The 18,312-nt window shown below is 60.6% G+C and carries 16 protein-coding genes; 12 read left to right on the top strand and 4 right to left on the bottom strand.

Annotated features, from left to right (window positions below; all coding sequences use genetic code 11):
* Positions 1-6: 6 nt before the first annotated feature.
* A complete protein-coding gene (locus EIY71_RS26275; protein WP_134023678.1) occupies positions 7-1,815 on the bottom strand; it encodes a sodium:proton antiporter in 1,809 nt (602 codons plus the stop codon).
* 107 nt (positions 1,816-1,922) lie between these two features.
* Between EIY71_RS26275 and xerD the strand changes: the two genes are divergently transcribed.
* The 7 genes from xerD (at position 1,923) to EIY71_RS26240 (ending at position 9,111) form a co-directional block, all read left to right on the top strand.
* Positions 1,923-2,819: a site-specific tyrosine recombinase XerD gene (gene xerD / locus EIY71_RS26270; RefSeq protein WP_102718370.1), complete on the top strand. Its 897-nt coding sequence runs from the start codon at positions 1,923-1,925 to the stop codon at positions 2,817-2,819.
* Positions 2,820-2,962: 143 nt separating this feature from the next.
* On the top strand, positions 2,963-3,694 hold the full coding sequence (gene dsbC, locus EIY71_RS26265; RefSeq protein WP_007954633.1) for a bifunctional protein-disulfide isomerase/oxidoreductase DsbC: 732 nt from the start codon (positions 2,963-2,965) through the stop codon (positions 3,692-3,694).
* Between the two features lie 131 nt (positions 3,695-3,825).
* On the top strand, positions 3,826-5,130 hold the full coding sequence (locus EIY71_RS26260; RefSeq protein ID WP_018926703.1) for a homoserine dehydrogenase: 1,305 nt from the start codon (positions 3,826-3,828) through the stop codon (positions 5,128-5,130).
* A gap of 109 nt (positions 5,131-5,239) precedes the next feature.
* Positions 5,240-6,649 (top strand): threonine synthase, encoded by a 1,410-nt coding sequence (thrC, locus tag EIY71_RS26255; protein ID WP_085747023.1) that lies wholly within the window; start codon positions 5,240-5,242, stop codon positions 6,647-6,649.
* A gap of 119 nt (positions 6,650-6,768) precedes the next feature.
* Positions 6,769-8,139 carry a transporter substrate-binding domain-containing protein gene (locus tag EIY71_RS26250; RefSeq protein WP_134023676.1) on the top strand — a complete coding sequence of 457 codons (1,371 nt, stop codon included), beginning with the start codon at positions 6,769-6,771 and terminating at the stop codon, positions 8,137-8,139.
* 118 nt (positions 8,140-8,257) lie between these two features.
* Entirely contained in the window at positions 8,258-8,665 is a 408-nt protein-coding gene (locus EIY71_RS26245; protein ID WP_085747025.1) for a response regulator, read from the top strand.
* A gap of 164 nt (positions 8,666-8,829) precedes the next feature.
* Positions 8,830-9,111: a DUF3509 domain-containing protein gene (locus EIY71_RS26240; protein WP_085747026.1), complete on the top strand. Its 282-nt coding sequence runs from the start codon at positions 8,830-8,832 to the stop codon at positions 9,109-9,111.
* A 174-nt stretch (positions 9,112-9,285) separates the two neighbouring features.
* Here EIY71_RS26240 and EIY71_RS26235 read toward each other — a convergent pair whose 3' ends face one another.
* Positions 9,286-10,179, bottom strand: a complete 894-nt coding sequence (locus tag EIY71_RS26235) for a TIGR02285 family protein (protein ID WP_173940210.1) — start codon at positions 10,177-10,179, stop codon at positions 9,286-9,288.
* Positions 10,180-10,192: 13 nt separating this feature from the next.
* Positions 10,193-11,392: a CaiB/BaiF CoA-transferase family protein gene (locus EIY71_RS26230; protein WP_134023674.1), complete on the bottom strand. Its 1,200-nt coding sequence runs from the start codon at positions 11,390-11,392 to the stop codon at positions 10,193-10,195.
* Positions 11,393-11,538: 146 nt separating this feature from the next.
* On the opposite strand from EIY71_RS26230, the gene EIY71_RS26225 reads away from it, so the two are divergent.
* The 4 genes from EIY71_RS26225 (at position 11,539) to EIY71_RS26210 (ending at position 15,808) form a co-directional block, all read left to right on the top strand.
* Entirely contained in the window at positions 11,539-12,081 is a 543-nt protein-coding gene (locus EIY71_RS26225) for a YaeQ family protein (protein WP_011332624.1), read from the top strand.
* A 54-nt stretch (positions 12,082-12,135) separates the two neighbouring features.
* Complete coding sequence (gene recJ, locus EIY71_RS26220) at positions 12,136-13,845, top strand: single-stranded-DNA-specific exonuclease RecJ (protein ID WP_134023672.1); 1,710 nt, start codon at positions 12,136-12,138, stop codon at positions 13,843-13,845.
* Positions 13,846-14,076: 231 nt separating this feature from the next.
* Positions 14,077-15,183, top strand: coding sequence for an NADH:flavin oxidoreductase/NADH oxidase (locus tag EIY71_RS26215; RefSeq protein WP_129973724.1), 1,107 nt, complete (start codon positions 14,077-14,079; stop codon positions 15,181-15,183).
* Positions 15,184-15,274: 91 nt separating this feature from the next.
* Positions 15,275-15,808, top strand: coding sequence for a GNAT family N-acetyltransferase (locus EIY71_RS26210; protein ID WP_134023670.1), 534 nt, complete (start codon positions 15,275-15,277; stop codon positions 15,806-15,808).
* 121 nt (positions 15,809-15,929) lie between these two features.
* On the opposite strand, the gene EIY71_RS26205 is transcribed toward EIY71_RS26210, so the two are convergent.
* A complete protein-coding gene (locus EIY71_RS26205; RefSeq protein WP_134023668.1) occupies positions 15,930-17,558 on the bottom strand; it encodes a glucan biosynthesis protein D in 1,629 nt (542 codons plus the stop codon).
* A gap of 404 nt (positions 17,559-17,962) precedes the next feature.
* On the opposite strand from EIY71_RS26205, the gene EIY71_RS26200 reads away from it, so the two are divergent.
* A complete protein-coding gene (locus EIY71_RS26200; RefSeq protein WP_007954656.1) occupies positions 17,963-18,148 on the top strand; it encodes a hypothetical protein in 186 nt (61 codons plus the stop codon).
* Positions 18,149-18,312: the final 164 nt, after the last annotated feature.

Here is an 18,312-nt window from a genome sequence, read left to right as displayed (position 1 = left end):
GTTCTATCAGGCGCTGCCACTCTCCGGCTGAATCAGCGCCAGCAACGTCCACCCCGGTCCCGGCTTCAACACGGTTTCCGGTGTCACGACATGCACCCAGCCGCTGTCATCGCGCATGAACAGCAGCGTCGCGCGGTTGCCATGCAGCGCCCGGTAATCGTCCCAGCCGAACCCGTCCGTCAATGTCGTGCTGTACAGGTCGGCGCCCTGGCCCAATTGGCTGGCGAGTCTGGCGTAAGTCAGCGCCTCGCTCCCCAGTTGATTGCCGCGATGTTCGAGGCTGGCGCGGTGCTTGTCGCTGCGTCGGCTCTCCTGACCACTGGCCAGTCCGAACAATCGTTGATGACCAAAGTCATGGCGAAAGCGCATGGCCGCCAGCGTATTGAGTTCGCCCGACGGTGACAGCGCCAGCAGATGCCCCAGTCCGACCAGGTCCAGATGCGCATCGGCATGCTGCGAAGCCGGATTGCCAAAGTAGGTCGGCAAGCCATCCATGCGCGCCGCGCGGATGTTCTCCCAGCTTGAATCCGTCAGCAGCACCCGGCTGCCCAGCTGTTGCAGCGACTTGCCGAGCAGGCGCGCAGGCCCGTTCGCCCCGACGATCAGGAAGCCGCTGGGCGCTGGTTCCGCAACTTTCAACAGTCGGGCCAATGGCCGGGCAGTCGCGCTTTGCAGTACGACGGTGCCGATGATCACCGCGAAGGTCAGCGGTACCAGCAACAACGCACCTTCATGGCCCGCTTCATCCAGGCGAATCGCAAAGATCGCCGAGACTGCCGCCGCGACGATCCCGCGCGGGGCAATCCAGCACAACAATGCACGCTCACGCCAGCTCAGACTCGAACCGGCGGTACTTAGCACCACGTTCAGCGGTCGGGCGATCAACTGGATCACCAGCAACAGAATCAGCACCAGCGGCCCGAGACCGATCAACGCGTTCAGATCCAGTCGCGCCGCCAGCAAAATGAACAGCCCGGAAATCAGCAGCACGCTGAGGTTTTCCTTGAAGTGCAGGATGTGCCGCACATCCACGCCCTTCATGTTCGCCAGCCACATGCCCATCAGCGTCACCGCCAGCAGCCCGGATTCGTGCATGGCCTGGTTGGCGGCGATGAATATCCCCAGCACCGCGGCGAGCGATGCCAGATTGTGCAAATACTCCGGCAGCCATTGGCGCCGGATGATCGTACCGAGCAGCCAGCCACCGGCGACGCCGAACGCGCTGCCGCAGACAATCACCCCGCCGAATGTCAGCAGGCTCTGTTCCAGCCCATGGCCTTCGGCCCGAGCAATGATGAAGCTGTAGACCACCACCGCCAGCAGCGCGCCGATCGGGTCGATCACAATCCCTTCCCAGCGCAGGATGTTGGCGATCGAAGCCTTCGGCCGCACCACGCGCAGCATTGGCACGATCACGGTCGGGCCAGTAACCAGGGTCAGGCTGCCGAACAGGATGGCGAGCAGCCAGTCGAAGCCCAGCAGCCAGTGGGTCGCGACCGCAATCACTATCCAGGTCGAGAGCGCTCCGATGGTGACCAGGCGATGCACGACGCTGCCGATCTCGCGCCATTCCGACAGGTGCAGGGTCAGGCTGCCTTCAAACAGAATCAGCGCCACCGCCAGCGACACCAGCGGCATCAGCAGCGGGCCGAACATTTCCTGCGGGTCGAGCCAGCCCAGCACGGGGCCCGCCAGAATGCCGGTCAGCAGCAGAAACAGAATCGCCGGCAGTTTCAGGCGCCAGGCAAGCCATTGGCAGCCCAGCGCGGCGGCACCGATACCACCGAAAGCCAACAGAATTTGCTGCTCGTTCATTGAAGCTCCCTGTTCCTTGAAATAGCGGGCTATGAAAGACTAGCGGCCATTTCAACCGTTCACTCTTTATTTGCGCGCAGTGCCAAGCCTGCGTGTCTTGAGCGCCCATGCCTGCCATCGACCACCCACTGATCGACCAGTTTCTCGACGCCCTCTGGCTGGAAAAAGGTCTCTCCGACAACACTCGCGACGCCTACCGCAGCGATCTCGCGCTGTTCAACGGCTGGTTGCAGGACAAAGGTCTCGAGCTGATCAATGCCGGTCGCGAACTGATCCTCGACCACCTGGCCTGGCGTCTGGAACAGAACTACAAACCTCGCTCCACCGCGCGATTTCTCTCCGGTGTGCGTGGCTTTTATCGCTACCTGCTGCGGGAAAAACTGATTTCGGTCGATCCGACCTTGCGCGTGGATATGCCGCAACTCGGTCGGCCATTGCCCAAATCCTTGTCGGAAGCCGACGTTGAAGCTTTGCTGAAGGCACCAGACCTGAGCGAAGCCATCGGCCAGCGCGACCGCGCCATGCTCGAAGTCTTGTATGCCTGCGGGCTGCGGGTGACCGAGCTGATCAGTCTGACTCTGGAACAGGTCAACCTGCGTCAGGGCGTGTTGCGGGTGATGGGCAAGGGCAGCAAGGAGCGGTTGGTGCCAATGGGCGAGGAAGCGATTGTCTGGGTCGAGCGCTACTTGCGCGATGGCCGCAGCGAGCTGCTGGGCGGGCGCCCCAGTGATGTGCTGTTCCCCAGCCAGCGCGGCGAGCAGATGACCCGCCAGACCTTCTGGCACCGCATCAAGCATCAGGCCAAGGTCGCCGGCATTGGTAAATCGCTGTCGCCGCACACCTTGCGTCACGCGTTTGCCACACACCTGCTCAACCATGGCGCCGATTTGCGGGTGGTGCAGATGCTGTTGGGCCACAGCGACCTGTCGACCACGCAGATCTACACTCACGTCGCCCGGGCACGTTTGCAGGATCTGCATGCCAAACATCACCCGCGCGGCTGAGCGCCATTTGTCTTGCGACAGGCGCATTCGGCCACGGGAGCCTTATGTGGTAGGCTTTGCCGGTTTGCACGATGGGCGGTTATGACCCGGTGTTCCGGCACGGGCGTTCTGATCGTTCCATTTGTCCGCCTTCAGGAGTTCTCATGCGTCTGACCCAGATTTTCGCCGCCGCAGCCATTGCGTTGGTCAGCACCTTTGCCGTCGCCGATGACGCGGCCGACAAAGCGATTCGCCAAAGCCTGGAAAACCTCCAGCTCGACGTGCCGGTGGACACCATCACCGCCAGCCCGCTGCCGGGCTTGTACGAAGTCAAGCTCAAGGGCAGCCGCGTGCTTTACGCCAGCGCCGACGGCCAGTACATCGTTCAGGGCTACATGTTCCAGCTCAAGGACGGCAAACCGGTCAACCTGACCGAGAAGACCGAGCGCCTGGGCATTTCCAAACTGATCAATGCGATTCCGGTGGCCGAGACCGTGGTTTACCCGGCCGTGGGCGAAACCAAGTCGCACATCACCGTTTTCACCGACACCACGTGCCCGTATTGCCACAAGCTGCACGCCGAAGTGCCTGAGCTGAACAAGCGCGGCATCGAAGTGCGTTACGTGGCGTTCCCGCGCCAGGGCCTAGGCTCGCCGGGTGACGAGCAACTGCAAGCCGTGTGGTGCTCGAAAGACAAGAAAGCCGCCATGGACAAAATGGTCGATGGCAAGGAAATCAAGGCCGCCAAGTGCGAGAACCCGGTTTCCAAACAGTTCGCCCTAGGCCAGTCGATCGGTGTGAACGGTACGCCGGCCATCGTTTTGGCTGACGGACAAGTCATTCCGGGCTACCAGCCTGCGCCACAAGTCGCCAAACTGGCGCTGGGCGCGAAGTAATTCGCATCGTCACGCCCTGGTGTGACGAGCGTGGTCCGGCGGCAGGATTGCCGGGCCATCAACAGAGAGCCGCGAACCTGCGGTTGTTTTCACGGCCGGCCTCGCGTCGGCCGTTTTATGGGGAGTTCACAGTGAAACCGGTCAAAGTAGGCATCTGTGGGTTAGGGACCGTCGGTGGCGGAACCTTCAACGTACTTCAGCGCAACGCCGAGGAAATTGCTCGTCGTGCCGGGCGTGGAATCGAAGTGGCACAAATTGCCATGCGCACGCCAAAGCCTCAGTTCCAGACGACCGGTATTGCGATTACCAACGATGTCTTCGAAGTGGCCACGAACCCTGAGATCGACATCGTCATAGAGCTGATGGGCGGCTACACCGTTGCCCGCGAGCTGGTACTCAAGGCCATCGAGAATGGCAAGCATGTGGTCACCGCGAACAAGGCTCTGATTGCCGTTCACGGTAATGAAATTTTCGCCAAGGCACGCGAGAAAGGCGTGATCGTGGCATTCGAAGCGGCGGTCGCCGGCGGCATTCCGGTGATCAAGGCGATCCGTGAAGGCCTGTCCGCCAACCGTATCAACTGGGTCGCCGGGATCATCAACGGCACCGGTAACTTCATCCTCACCGAAATGCGCGAGAAGGGTCGCACCTTCGAAGACGTGCTGGCCGAGGCGCAAGCGCTGGGCTACGCCGAAGCCGACCCGACCTTCGACGTCGAGGGCATCGACGCCGCGCACAAGCTGACGATCCTGGCATCGATCGCGTTCGGTATTCCGCTGCAGTTCGACAAGGCTTACACCGAAGGCATCACCAAGCTGACCACCGCCGACGTGAATTACGCCGAAGCGCTGGGCTACCGCATCAAGCACCTGGGCGTGGCACGCAGCACCGCCGCCGGCATCGAGCTGCGCGTACACCCGACGCTGATCCCGGCCGATCGTCTGATCGCCAACGTCAACGGCGTGATGAACGCGGTGATGGTCAACGGTGACGCTGCCGGTTCGACCCTGTTCTACGGCGCCGGCGCCGGCATGGAGCCGACTGCTTCGTCGGTGATCGCGGATCTGGTGGACGTGGTTCGCGCCATGACCTCCGATCCGGAAAACCGCGTGCCGCACCTGGCCTTCCAGCCGGACTCGCTGTCGGCCCATCCGATCCTGCCGATCGAAGCCTGCGAAAGCGCCTACTACCTGCGCATCCAGGCCAAGGACCATCCGGGTGTACTCGCTCAGGTGGCGAGCATCCTCTCTGAGCGCGGCATCAACATCGAGTCGATCATGCAGAAGGAAGTCGAGGAACACGACGGCCTGGTGCCGATGATCCTGCTGACCCACCGCGTGCTGGAGCAGCACATCAACGATGCGATCGCCGCCCTCGAAGCGCTGGCGGGCGTGGTCGGTCCGGTTGTGCGGATCCGCGTCGAGCACTTGAACTAAACAGAAACAGCTGCAAGCTTCGAGCTGCAAGCAGCAAGAGAAAAGCAGTCCGGCTTTTACTTGAAGCTTGTAACTCGTAGCTTGAGGCTCAAACCAAAGGTTTGCCCCTATGCGTTACATCAGTACCCGCGGCCAGGCACCGGCCCTGAATTTCGAAGACGTCCTGCTGGCCGGTCTTGCAACCGACGGCGGTCTGTACGTCCCGGAAAACCTGCCACGTTTCACCCAGGAAGAAATCGCTTCCTGGGCCGGCCTGCCGTATCACGAGCTGGCTTTCCGCGTCATGCGCCCGTTCGTCACCGGCAGCATTCCGGACGCCGATTTCAAAAAGATTCTTGAAGAAACCTACGGTGTGTTCGCCCACAACGCCGTTGCGCCGCTGCGTCAGCTGAACGGCAACGAATGGGTGCTGGAGCTGTTCCACGGCCCGACCCTGGCGTTCAAGGACTTCGCCCTGCAACTGCTCGGTCGTTTGCTCGACTACGTGCTGGAAAAGCGCGGCGAGCGCGTGGTCATCGTCGGCGCCACCTCCGGTGACACCGGTTCGGCCGCCATCGAAGGCTGCAAGCACTGCGAAAACGTCGACATCTTCATCCTGCACCCGCACAACCGTGTGTCCGAGGTGCAGCGTCGGCAGATGACCACCATTCTCGGTGAGAACATCCACAACATCGCCATCGAAGGCAACTTCGATGACTGCCAGGAAATGGTCAAGGCCAGCTTCGCCGACCAGAGCTTCCTCAAGGGCACCCGTCTGGTGGCAGTCAACTCGATCAACTGGGCGCGGATCATGGCCCAGATCGTTTACTACTTCCACGCAGCGCTGCAATTGGGCGGCCCGGCGCGTTCGGTGTCGTTCTCGGTGCCGACCGGCAACTTCGGCGACATCTTCGCCGGTTACCTGGCGCGCAACATGGGCCTGCCGATCAACCAGTTGATCGTCGCCACCAACCGCAACGATATCCTGCACCGCTTCATGAGCGGCAACCAGTACGTCAAGGAAACCCTGCACGCCACGCTGTCGCCGTCGATGGACATCATGGTCTCGTCGAACTTCGAACGCCTGCTGTTCGACCTGCACGGTCGCAACGGCGCGGCGATTGCCGGGCTGATGGATTCGTTCAGGCAGGGCGGCGGCTTCAGCGTCGAACAGGAACGCTGGACCGAGGCACGCAAACTGTTCGACTCGCTGGCTGTGGACGATGCGCAAACCTGCGAAACCATCGCCGAAGTCTACGAACAGACCGGGGAAGTGCTGGATCCGCACACCGCCATCGGCGTGAAGGCCGCTCGTGAATGTCGTCGCAGCCTGGACATCCCGATGGTGATTCTGGGCACGGCGCATCCGGTCAAGTTCCCGGACGCGGTGGAGAAAGCCGGTGTAGGAAAAGCTCTCGAACTGCCTGCACATCTTTCTGATTTGTTTGAGAGAGAAGAGCGCTGCACTGTGCTGGCGAACGAGCTCAAAGCCGTACAAGCCTTTGTCAGCCAGCATGGCAACCGCGGCAAGCCTCTTTAAGACCGCAAAGCTGTCACATTTTGAAGCCCGTCTCCTGACGGGCTTTCTTGTTTTTGCATGCCACACTGCGCGCGTTTCGCCCACGAAGGACGGGCGAGTCGATGACGAAGGATGTGGCAATGCGGTTTTTTTCAGGATTGAAACCAGCCCTGTGCTGGTTGTTTTTATCGGGGAGCTTCGGGTTGTCACCGTGGGTCGAAGCCGCCCATCTGGCGAGACACCCCGACACGGTGGAGGCTATTCAGCCCATCGAGCTGGATGAGCATGAGCGTCAGTGGATTCGAGATAACCCTCGTGTGACCGTCGCCTCTGTGCAATACCCGTTGTATCTGTTTCAGGACGAACATGGCCAATGGAGCGGCCTGAACAACGATGTGCTCAAGCACATCAGCGCCATGACCGGATTGCAGTTCGTTCATCAGGAATCGTTTTCCACCGACCACATGCTGGAACGGCTCCAGAGTGGCGTGGCCGACATCAGCACGACGTTGGCAATGAACGAGGAGCGCAAGGCATTTCTGGACTTCAGTCACGCGTTCGGCGGTGCAGGGTGGGTGTTCGTCGGTCATTCAGGCGAACCGGCAATACGGTCGCTCGAGATGCTGTCCAAGCGAGTCCTGGTGCTGCCGGCCCGGCATGCGCTGGAGGACGGCATTCGACGCGACTACCCATCGATCCCGATTCGTTCGGTCAAGACCTATGCCGAGGCTCGGGCGCTGGTGGAAAGTGGCGAGGCCTATGCCACCATCGAAAACGAGATCGGCGCTCAGCTGTTTCCCTCCGGCCTGCTCAAGGTCGGTGGTCTCGTGGAGGGCAAGTGGGAGGCCGACCATCTGGCAGTACGCAAAGGGTTGCCCGAGCTGGTGAGCATCCTCAACAAGGCATTGGGCGCCTTCTCCGCGGCGGAGCTTCGTTCCATGCGCCTGAAGTGGCTGGATGGCGTCTCTCCTGCGCCGACACCCTCGATCGGCTCGCTCCTGATCAAGTGGGGTTGCTGGGCGATGGGCGGGCTTGGCGTGTTCGGGCTATTGCCTTTGATGTGGAACCGTCGACTGGCGGCAGAAGTGAAGCAGCGACGGGCAGCCGAAAAGAATCTGGGTGATCAACTGGCCTTTCAACATGCATTGATCGATGCGATGCCCGACCCCGTGTTCGTGCGCGATCTGCAGGGTCGGTTGATCATGTGCAACCGCAGTTACGAAGATGCGCTGTCGGTCCGGCAGGAGCAGGTGCAGGGCCGGATGCTGTTCGAGTTCGATGCACTTCCACAGGCCACGGCATTGATGCTGCACGACGAATTCATGGCGCAGCTGGGTACGCGTAAAACACGCTTCAGCAAGCGGCAACTGATGTTCAAGAGCGGCCCCCGTCAGATCTATCAATGGACGGTGCCGTTTTACAGTGTCGATGGAAAACTGCGAGGCCTGCTCGGGGGCTGGACGGACATCACCGAGCGGCGGAAGGAGAGCGGGTGTCGATGTCTGCATTAAAGATGGGAAAAGTCCTATAAGCAGCGATTCCTTTTCTGATGGGAGGCTTAGGACCACTGCCCTAGAGTGACAGGCCACTGCGGCGTGAATCCGCGATTGTCGCTCCAGAGGTCGTCCCATGCGCTCGCTCAAGATCCTGATTCTAGAACCCAATCCGTTCCAGCTGATGGCGTTGCACCAGATGCTCAACGCCATTGGTATCTACGATGTTCTGACCGCACCGTCGCTGGGCTCGGCAAAGCGCTCACTGGAACGTCGCGGAGCCGTCGACATCACCCTGTGCAATCCACAATTGCAGAACGGTGACGGGCTGGCGCTGATCCGGCATATGGCCGACCGGCAGGAAGCACGTGCACTGATTCTGCTGGGGGCTGTGGCACCCACCCTGCTGGACGATCTGGAAACCTTGCTGGGCGAGCACCGGATCATATTGCTGGGCCGCCTGCACACTCCCGTTTCGGCGGTATTGATGAGGGCACTGCTGGACACCTACATGACCATCCCCAGGCATTCCGTCGACGCTTGACCCCCACGGTTATTTTTCTGTCATCTTCACCATGCATGCTCCGATAGGCCGGTGACGCTCCGGGAGAGGCCGGTGACAAGCAGAACTTTCTTCTCGGGCCGGTGGTCATTTACTGTGAACACGCCCCAGACACTGTGTTTTCGGACTATTGAGTGGAGATCGAGATGGAAAGTATCAGTCTATTGCTCGGTGAGGCTCTGAGCCCGTATCAAGTGACGTTGACCCCTCGCGGTCGCCATGGCGAATGCCTGGTGACCTTGAAGAACGGCAGCGGCGCGATCGTGGTGGAGCGCGAATTCAATCAGGCGCAATTGAGCGACAAGCGCCAGCTGACGGATGTGGTCGACGGCCTGCACCGTGACATCCTGATTGCCGAAGGCCGGCTGGAACCCTGTGTGATCGCGGCGTTGCGAAACGCAGCCCTCGACAAGCACCCGACCCTCTGAAACTGATTTTTCATTTGTGGGAACCTTCCTGCACCCAAGTCAGTCAGACCCCGTAACAGCAGGATCAAGCATTGTGCTCCGGTGCTTGTCGCTTGCTGCTACGGGTCTTTGATACAGACCACGTTTAACCCCGAGTCGTCTCCCCACTTCTCGGGGTTTCTTTTTGCCCGGATTTCACTGCGCGGCCTGTTGCTCGAAGAAAATCCGCGCCTGTTCCAGATAATCCTGGCGCCTCTCGGGGTCGAGCCAGTCGGCGTAGAGCTGGTTGAGATGCTCGTGGGGCAGGGTGCGTAACAGCTGATTGATTTCCGTGATCGCCTGTCGACCCGCCGTGGTGTCGGTGCAGCCGACATGGCCCGACAGGTACTTGCCCGTGCCGCGAATCGGGAAGAACAGCAGTTCGTCCTCGGCGATCTCGGCCTGCCGCGCCTGATAACGGATCTCCGGCCAGTAACCCAGCACCACTTGCAAACGCCCCAGACGCTGCATCGACAGCAGGCTGCTGAGCGCATCGTTGCCGTAGTGCGGCGTCAGCGCGCCGGTTGGTGCCTGATGCAGCAATGTATCGATGTACTCGCCATAACTGCGTTCTGCGACCACGCCGACTTTTCGCTCACCGTTGGCCAGAAACGCCGACAGATCGACTTCGTCCTCGACCAGAAACGGCTCCAGCACTTCGCGGTCTCTCTGACGCACCACCAGACCATTGCTGACCGCGCGAAACGCAGGGATGGAGAACGCGATCCACTGTGCCCGTTCTTTGTTCCAGATCAGCGACGGATCGCAGGCAAAGGGATGTTCATGCAGCATTTGAGTGCCACGGGCGCGATTGACCCGCATCAAGGTGTGTTCGTATTGCGGCATGCCGGCAATCAGCATCGGCATCAATTGATCGATAACGCCTTGGCCCTTTTTCGGGCCTTCGAAGATCGTCAGTGGCGGCAGGTCGCGCAGCAACCAGATCAACGTCGGCTTGGCCTGCACCCACGTCGGCAGCACCAGCAGAAATAGCAGGCCGAACAACCGCCAGGTCCACCAATGGTGGGCGCGGTTCGAGGCCGAGGGCATCAGGCGATTCAGCTCAGATGGCTCCGTCTTCGCGCAGCCGGGCGATCTGCTTCTCGTCGTAGCCAAGATCGTGGAGTACCTGCGCATTGTGTTCACCGAGCTGCGGTCCGACCCATTCGGACGAGCCGGGTGTCTCAGAGAGTTTCGGCACGATGCCTGGCATCTTGAAGGGTTTGCCGTCCGGCAGTTTGGCGTGCAGGAACATTTCCCGGGCCAGGTACTGCGGATCGTTGAACATGTCTTCGGCGCTGAAGATCCGGCTGGCCGGGACTTCAGCCTGGTTCAGCAGGTCCAGCACGGTTTGCAGCGGCAGCGAATTCACCCAGCGGTCTATCACGCCGTACAACTCATCGCGGCGGGTGTCGCGCCCGTCGTTGCTGGCCAGCGCCGGGTCATTGGCCAGATCTTCACGGCCGATGATCAGCATGAAGCGCTTGAAGATTGCATCGCCGTTGGCGCCGATCTGCACGTGTTTGCCGTCGGCGCTGGTGTGGATCGATGATGGTGTGATGCCCGGCATGATGTTGCCGGTGCGCTCGCGAATGAAGCCGAACACATCGAACTCCGGCACCATGCTTTCCATCATGGCGAAGATCGCTTCGTACAACGCCACATCGACCACTTGGCCGAGACCGCCGTTGACCTCGCGATGACGCAGGGCCATCAACGCACCGATCACGCCCCACAAAGCAGCAATCGAATCGCCAATGGAAATCCCGGTGCGCACCGGCGGGCGGTCTTCGAAACCGGTGATGTAGCGCAGGCCGCCCATGGATTCACCGACCGCACCGAACCCAGGCTGATCTTTCATCGGCCCGGTCTGGCCGAAGCCGGACAGGCGCACCATCACCAGTTTCGGGTTCAGCGCGTGCAGGGTTTCCCAGCTCAGGCCGAGTTTTTCCAGCACGCCGGGGCGGAAGTTCTCGATCAGAATGTCGGCTTCAACCAGCAGTTTTTTCAGGATCGCCAAGCCGTCGGGGTGTTTCAGGTTCAGCGTCAGGGACTTTTTGTTGCGTGCCTGGACGAACCACCACAGCGAGGTGCCTTCGTACAACTTGCGCCATTTGCGCAACGGATCACCGCCGTCCGGCGACTCGATCTTGATCACTTCGGCGCCGAATTCGCCGCAGATGCGCGAGGCAAACGGCCCGGCAATCAAAGTACCCAATTCAATGACTTTCAGACCGCTGAGCGGTTTGTTGGCGAACGGCATGCGAGATCCTGTAGGACAAGGCTGAGCAGATACAGCGTTTTAACATAGCCGGCTGTCAGTCGCGCAAGGTTGATCGCCATCAATTCGTGGATTGCCTACAGCATCGGTTAGACTTGCCGACTTTCCTCGTATCAAGAAGCCCGTTCATGGCCCAGCCGTCCACTACCTACAAATTCGAACTGAACCTCACCGATCTCGACCGCAGCGTCTACGAGAACGTGAAGCAGACCATCGCCCGTCACCCTTCGGAAACCGAAGAACGCATGACCGTACGCCTGTTGGCCTACGCGCTCTGGTACAACGAGCAACTGTCGTTCGGTCGTGGTCTGTCGGACGTGGACGAACCTGCGTTGTGGGAAAAGAGCCTGGATGACCGCGTCCTGCACTGGATCGAAGTCGGCCAGCCTGACGCTGATCGCCTGACCTGGTGCTCCCGTCGCACCGAGCGCACCAGCCTGTTGGCCTACGGCAGCCTGCGTGTCTGGGAAGGCAAGGTGATCCCGGCGATCAAAAATCTGAAGAACGTCAACATTGCCGCCGTGCCGCAGGAAGTGCTGGAAACCCTGGCCAAGGACATGCCCCGCGTCATCAAGTGGGACGTAATGATCAGCGAAGGCACGATCTTCGTCACCGATGACCGTGGCCAGCACGAAGTCCAGCTCACCTGGCTGCAAGGTGAGCGCGGTTAAGTCCGCGCTACTCCGGAAAAATCCCACGTATTCAAGAGAAGCTCCTGTCACCCCATGCGTATCGATCCTCGCCCGTTGCCCGCCACTCTGCCGTTTCTCGGTGAACTGCCACCCCTGCTGACCCGCCTGTATGCGGCGCGGGGCGTGCAGTCCGAGGCGGAGCTGGACAAGAGCCTGGCGCGGCTGATTCCGTTCCAGCAGCTCAAAGGGATCGATGCGGCGGTTGACCTGCTGGTGACAGCGCTGGAGCAGCGGCAGCGGATCCTGATCGTCGGCGATTTCGACGCCGACGGCGCGACGGCCAGCACCGTGGGTGTGCTCGGTTTGCGCCTGCTGGGCGCGGCGCACGTCGATTATCTGGTGCCGAACCGCTTCGAATACGGCTACGGCCTGACCCCGGAAATCGTCGAAGTTGCGATGACCCGCGAGCCGCAGTTGCTGATCACCGTCGACAACGGTATTTCCAGCGTTGAAGGTGTCGCGGCCGCGAAGCGCCATGGCCTGAAAGTCTTGATTACTGACCACCACTTGCCCGGCGATGAACTGCCGCAGGCCGATGCACTGGTCAATCCGAACCAGCCCGGCTGCGAGTTCCCGAGCAAGGCGCTGGCCGGGGTCGGGGTGATTTTCTACGTGTTGATGGCTTTGCGTGCACGTCTGCGCAGCCTTGGCTGGTACGAGAACAAGCCGCAGCCAAACATCGGCGAACTGCTGGATCTGGTGGCGCTGGGCAGCGTCGCCGACGTGGTGCCGTTGGATGCCAACAACCGGATTCTGGTGCACCAGGGGCTGGAGCGAATTCGCGCCGGACGTGCGCGGCCGGGGATCAAGGCGATCCTGGAAGTGGCCAAGCGTGAGGCTTCGCGCATTACGTCTACCGACCTCGGATTTATCGTCGGCCCGCGCCTGAACGCGGCGGGGCGTCTGGATGACATGAGCCTGGGCATCGAATGCCTGCTGACCCACGACCCTGCGCTGGCCCGGGAAATGGCCGCACAACTGGACGGCATGAATCAGGATCGCAAATCCATCGAGCAAGGCATGCAGCGTGAGGCGCTGGCCCAGCTCAAGGACTTGCCGGTTGAGTCGATGCCGTTCGGTCTTTGCCTGTTCGATCCGGAATGGCACCAGGGGGTCATCGGTATCCTGGCTTCGCGGATGAAGGAGCGGTATTTCCGCCCTACCATCGCCTTCGCCGATGCCGGTGACGGTCTGCTCAAGGGCTCGGGCCGTTCGGTGCAGGGTTTCCATATTCGTGACGCGCTGAGCGTGGTCGCGGCACAACATCCGGATCTGATCAGCAAGTACGGTGGCCACGCGATGGCGGCCGGTCTGACCTTGCCGCAGGAGAATTTTCCGTTGTTCGCCAAGGCATTTGACGCTGAGGTGCGTAGGCAGCTGCGCGAAGAAGATCTGACCGGGCGCCTGCTGTCGGACGGCACGCTGGCGGTCGAGGAGTTTCATCTGGAACTGGCTCGGGCCCTTCGTCACGCCGGGCCGTGGGGCCAGCATTTCCCGGAGCCTCTGTTCCACGGCGTATTCCAGTTGGCCGAGCAGCGAGTGGTCGGCGAGCGGCACCTGAAAGTGGTGCTGAAGACTGAGTGCGGCTCGGTGAAGCTGGATGGCATCGCCTTCGGCATCGATCGCGATATCTGGCCGAACCCCACGATCAAATGGGTCGAACTGGCCTACAAGCTCGATCTGAACGAGTTTCGCGGCAATGAGACCGTGCAGTTGATGATTGCCCACATCGAACCGCGCTAAAGATCATTGCGCCCTTTACTGAAGGGCGCAGGCATCTTCAATTGTGCTGTTTCATTTCGGAACCCTCCCTCATCCCCGGATGTCGACTAGGCTCTAAGCACTGCTTGATTGGCCTTGTGACGTCTTGTCGAATTTTTTGCCCGCGGGGGCGGGTGCTGCACCTTTTTCCTGTCACTCGTCGACTTTTCAAACAGAACCCTGGAGCCTGCCCACTGATTTGAGAGGTGCCCCATGAGTCTGCTGCTTGAACCCTTTACCCTTCGCCAACTGACCCTGTCCAACCGCATCGCCGTGTCGCCCATGTGCCAGTATTCCAGCGTCGATGGCCTGGCCAACGACTGGCATCTGGTGCACCTCGGCAGCCGTGCCGTGGGGGGCGCTGGCCTGGTGTTTACCGAAGCCACGGCGATCACGGCCGACGGGCGGATCACCGCCGAAGACCTTGGCTTGTGGAACGACGAACAGATCGCACCGCTGCAACGCATCACCCGTTTCATCAACGCGCAGGGCGCAGTGGCCGGCATTCAACTGGCCCACGCCGGGCGCAAGGCCAGCACCCATCGGCCGTGGATCGGCAAGCATGGCAGCGTGAAACCGGAGGATGGTGGCTGGACGCCGGTCGGTCCTTCGCCGATTGCCTTCGACCCGCAACACACCCAACCGAAACAGCTGGATGAGAGTCAGATTGCTCAAGTCATCCAGGACTTCGTGGCCGCGGCCAAACGCGCGCTGACCGCCGGTTTCAGTGTGGTCGAGGTGCATGCGGCGCACGGTTATCTGCTGCACCAGTTTCTCTCGCCGCTCAGCAACCAGCGCCGCGACCAGTACGGCGGTTCGTTCGAAAACCGCATTCGTCTGGTGCTGCAAGTGACCGAGGCGGTACGCGCGGTGTGGCCGGAAGAACTGCCGGTGTTTGTGCGCCTGTCGGCCACCGACTGGGTCGAGGATGGCTGGAACCCTGATGAAACCGTGGAGCTGGCGCGACGCCTGAAAGCCTTGGGGGCTGATCTGATCGACGTGTCATCGGGCGGCACGGCGGTCAACGCCGAAATTCCTGTGGGGCCGGGTTATCAGACACGCTTCGCCGAACGGGTACGCAAGGAGTCAGGCATCGCCACCGGCACCGTGGGAATGATTACCGAGCCGGCCCAAGCCGAGCACATCCTGCGAACCTGTCAGGCCGACATCATCTTCCTCGCCCGTGAGTTGCTGCGTGATCCTTACTGGCCGCTGCATGCCGACGATGACCTGGGCGGACGCAAAGCGGTGTGGCCGGCGCAGTATCAACGTGCGACTCATCGGGATCAGCCGATTCACGAGTCTGATCTGCGGGATTGATTCCGATCGTTCGCAAAGCCTATAAAACCCGCCATTGAACCGGCGGGTTTTTTCTTGCCTGTCGTTTGGAATCGCAAAGGAATGGACCGCAATGTTGATCGAACGAGAGCTGACTGAATCGGACTTGCCGCTGTTGGCGCTGATCGACCGCAGTGAGTTGGTCGAGGAGTGCTATCGCGTAGAGAACGGTGAGCTGATTCTGTATCCGGCGCGTTTCGACATGCGCGGCTGGCCCGAAGGGGAGGCGGAGGAGAATACGCGGGTACTGGAAAAATGCTGGCGCAGCGGCGGATGGCTACACGGGCTTTTCGATGGCGAGACATTGGTGGCGGCCGTAGTTGTGGATAACCGGGTAATTCACAATCAGGGCCTGAAGATGCGGCAGTTGAAGTTTTTGCACATCAGCCGTGTCTGGCGTGGGCAGGGACTGGGCGGGCGATTGTTTGCCTTGGCCTGCGAGCATGGCCGAGAGGTCGGTGCCGAAGCGTTGTACGTCTCGGCAACCGAATCACGCAATACCGTGGAGTTCTATCAGCGCCACGGTTGCCGGTTGCTGGCACAACCGGATCCCGAGTTGTTTGATCTTGAACCCCACGATATCCACTTTTACTGTCGCCTGGACTGACGCCATCGCGAGCAAGCTCGCTCCCACAGGTTTTCCGTTGTACACAAACTCTGTGATCAATCGATATCCATGTGGGAGCTGGCTTGCCAGCGATGAGGCCCGATCTGACGTCAGAGAATCATCAAGGGTACTTGCGCTTGTCCGGCGCCGGCGGGAAGTACTGGTACAACCAGGTCTCGCTCAGCGTGCGGTCGTTGGTGCGGATGAACAGGCGCAGTTCCACCGGCTCCACGCTGTCATTGGTCGGGTACCAGTCGAACAGGATCCGGTAGCCCTTGATGTCATCCAGCACCAGCACGCTGAAGTCCTGCACCTTGCCGTTGGAGCAAGTCACCACCGGTTCGATCCCGGTACCCTGCGGCAGGCGATCCAGACCGCCACCGGTGAAGTCCACGGCGAAACGACGGGCCCAGACGGGCGGGTAGTGCTCGCCCGGAGCCCAGCCCTCGACGAATCCACCCATGCCCGAACGGGTCGCATGTACCCGCGCCAGCGGCGTGCCGACCGGCGGCAGGGCGCTCCAGTAGAGCTTGTAGCCGTAGTTCAGCGAGTCGCCGGCCGCTACCGGTTTCTTCGGCGTCCAGAACGCAACGATGTTGTCGAGGGTTTCACCGGTTGTAGGAATTTCCAGCAGATCGATGGAGCCTTCGCCCCATGCGGTTGTAGGTTCTACCCACAGGCTCGGACGCTTGCTGTACCAGTCGACGGTGTCCTGATAGTTGGCGAACTCATGGTCGGTCTGCACCAGACCGAAACCTTTCGGATCGGTGTCGGCGAAGGCGTTGAATTGCAGGGTCGCCGGGTTGTTCAGCGGTCGGCAGATCCACTCGCCGTTGCCGCGCCACATGGCCAGACGATCCGAGTCATGGATCTGCGGGTGGATGGTGTCGCACATCCGGCGCTCGTGGGTGCCGCAACTGAACATGCTGGTCATCGGGGCGATGCCCAATTGTTCGATGGCGGTGCGGGCGTTGATGTGGGCGTCGACTTCCATTACCACGCGTTCGGCCTGGCAGTCGATGTCGAAACGATAGGCACCGGTCGCGCTCGGCGAGTCGAGCAGGGCGTAGACCACAAAGCGGGTCGCGTTCTGATCCGGAGTTTCGAACCAGAATTTGGTGAAGTCAGGGAATTCTTCGCGTTTCTTGGCGTAGGTGTCGACCGCCAGGCCACGGGCGGAGAGGCCATATTGGCCAGTGGCATCCACCGCGCGGAAGTAGCTGGCGCCGAGGAACGACACCACGTCATGCCGATCCAGCTCCGGTGCCTTGAACAGCTTGAAGCCGGCAAAACCCAGGTCGCCCTTGAGCTGCTGGGTGTCGACCGAAGTGTTCTCATAGTTGAACAGCTGAGGGCGGAAATGCACCTCGCGGGCCATGCGGGTCTTCGGATCGACGCTGTACATGCGCACCGGCTGGCGGAAACCCATGCCGACGTGGAAGAACTGCACATCGAGCTGACCCTTGTTCTCCTTCCACAGCGAATGCTCGCCGTCGTAGCGGATCGCGTTGAAGTTCTGCGGGGTCATGGTCGCCAGGGTCGGCGGCAGCACCTGTTTGGTGTCCTGATAGGCGCTGCCGGCCAGTTGCTTGGCCTGGCGCTTCAGCGTTTCGAAGTCGAAGGCCTGTGCTTCACCGTCGGCGGCACCGCCAGAGGCGGCCCAGGCGCGTGCGGCGAGCAGGCCGGAGGCGGAAAGGCCGGTGTAAGCCGCAATGGCCATGGACGCTTTGAGCAAATTCCTGCGGTGCATAAATACAACCTGTCGTGGACAATCCCGCGCCGTTCCTGGCACGTACTGGATCAGAAATTACGGTTCGGACAAGCCTTCGGCCAAACGCTACGGACTAGTAACAGATGCCGGCTAGCTTAATCGGTTCGCCGATTTTGCAAAATTCATTGATGGCACGACGACAGCGTCTCAATGAAACAAGACGTTACGGTTACTTATCCCACAGCCTTTTCTGATTTATAGGGCATATCTGCTTTTTTCGACTAATTACTCTAAAAACAGCTTTTCAGCGCCGATTTAATTTCTATTCTATGGGCATCGCCGGTCACGACCCATCCGACCGGCAGGGCTCAAATCGCTGCTTAAAGGAGCAGGGCGATGCGGTTTTCGAGAAATTTCTGACGTACTGGAAAAGGACATCGTCCATGACAAAAGGACAAGGCATCACCGAAATGTTGGGCATCTTTCCCTGCCTCACCAACGTCCGGCGAAGACGCCGGCTCAGTCCTGACGAGCTGAAACTGGTGGAGCGTTACCGCGAGTTGTCGGAGAGCGACCGGATTGCGATGCGGTATCTGGTGGATGCGATGAGGAGTGTTTCGCGGTTTTGAAGTGAAAAACCAAAGGGGCGGACTGTGAAGTCCGCCCCTTTTTCATTCTTGAGACTTACCGGGGATACTGCGGTTGCATCCACCCCTTCGACAAGTTGGGTGGCGAACCGAGTGGCGTTCGAAGTTGGGTTACTTCCCGTCAACACGGCAAACCCGGAAGGCCC

It is taken from the genome of Pseudomonas sp. CH235 (genome assembly GCF_004368175.1).
In the GTDB taxonomy this organism is placed as follows: domain Bacteria; phylum Pseudomonadota; class Gammaproteobacteria; order Pseudomonadales; family Pseudomonadaceae; genus Aquipseudomonas; species Aquipseudomonas paraglycinae.
Note: the sequence above shows the minus strand (reverse complement) of the source record. Positions and strands in the feature narration are given on the sequence as shown.

What these genes read in the sequence shown, in the direction of transcription:
- EIY71_RS26275 (WP_134023678.1), bottom strand. Translation starts at nt 1,815, where the DNA reads ATGAACGAGCAGCAAATTCTGTTGGCTTTCGGTGGTATCGGTGCCGCC.
- xerD (WP_102718370.1), top strand. Translation starts at nt 1,923, where the DNA reads ATGCCTGCCATCGACCACCCACTGATCGACCAGTTTCTCGACGCCCTC.
- dsbC (WP_007954633.1), top strand. Translation starts at nt 2,963, where the DNA reads ATGCGTCTGACCCAGATTTTCGCCGCCGCAGCCATTGCGTTGGTCAGC.
- thrC (WP_085747023.1), top strand. Translation starts at nt 5,240, where the DNA reads ATGCGTTACATCAGTACCCGCGGCCAGGCACCGGCCCTGAATTTCGAA.
- EIY71_RS26250 (WP_134023676.1), top strand. Translation starts at nt 6,769, where the DNA reads ATGCGGTTTTTTTCAGGATTGAAACCAGCCCTGTGCTGGTTGTTTTTA.
- EIY71_RS26245 (WP_085747025.1), top strand. Translation starts at nt 8,258, where the DNA reads ATGCGCTCGCTCAAGATCCTGATTCTAGAACCCAATCCGTTCCAGCTG.
- EIY71_RS26240 (WP_085747026.1), top strand. Translation starts at nt 8,830, where the DNA reads ATGGAAAGTATCAGTCTATTGCTCGGTGAGGCTCTGAGCCCGTATCAA.
- EIY71_RS26235 (WP_173940210.1), bottom strand. Translation starts at nt 10,179, where the DNA reads ATGCCCTCGGCCTCGAACCGCGCCCACCATTGGTGGACCTGGCGGTTG.
- EIY71_RS26230 (WP_134023674.1), bottom strand. Translation starts at nt 11,392, where the DNA reads ATGCCGTTCGCCAACAAACCGCTCAGCGGTCTGAAAGTCATTGAATTG.
- EIY71_RS26225 (WP_011332624.1), top strand. Translation starts at nt 11,539, where the DNA reads ATGGCCCAGCCGTCCACTACCTACAAATTCGAACTGAACCTCACCGAT.
- recJ (WP_134023672.1), top strand. Translation starts at nt 12,136, where the DNA reads ATGCGTATCGATCCTCGCCCGTTGCCCGCCACTCTGCCGTTTCTCGGT.
- EIY71_RS26215 (WP_129973724.1), top strand. Translation starts at nt 14,077, where the DNA reads ATGAGTCTGCTGCTTGAACCCTTTACCCTTCGCCAACTGACCCTGTCC.
- EIY71_RS26210 (WP_134023670.1), top strand. Translation starts at nt 15,275, where the DNA reads ATGTTGATCGAACGAGAGCTGACTGAATCGGACTTGCCGCTGTTGGCG.
- EIY71_RS26205 (WP_134023668.1), bottom strand. Translation starts at nt 17,558, where the DNA reads ATGCACCGCAGGAATTTGCTCAAAGCGTCCATGGCCATTGCGGCTTAC.
- EIY71_RS26200 (WP_007954656.1), top strand. Translation starts at nt 17,963, where the DNA reads ATGACAAAAGGACAAGGCATCACCGAAATGTTGGGCATCTTTCCCTGC.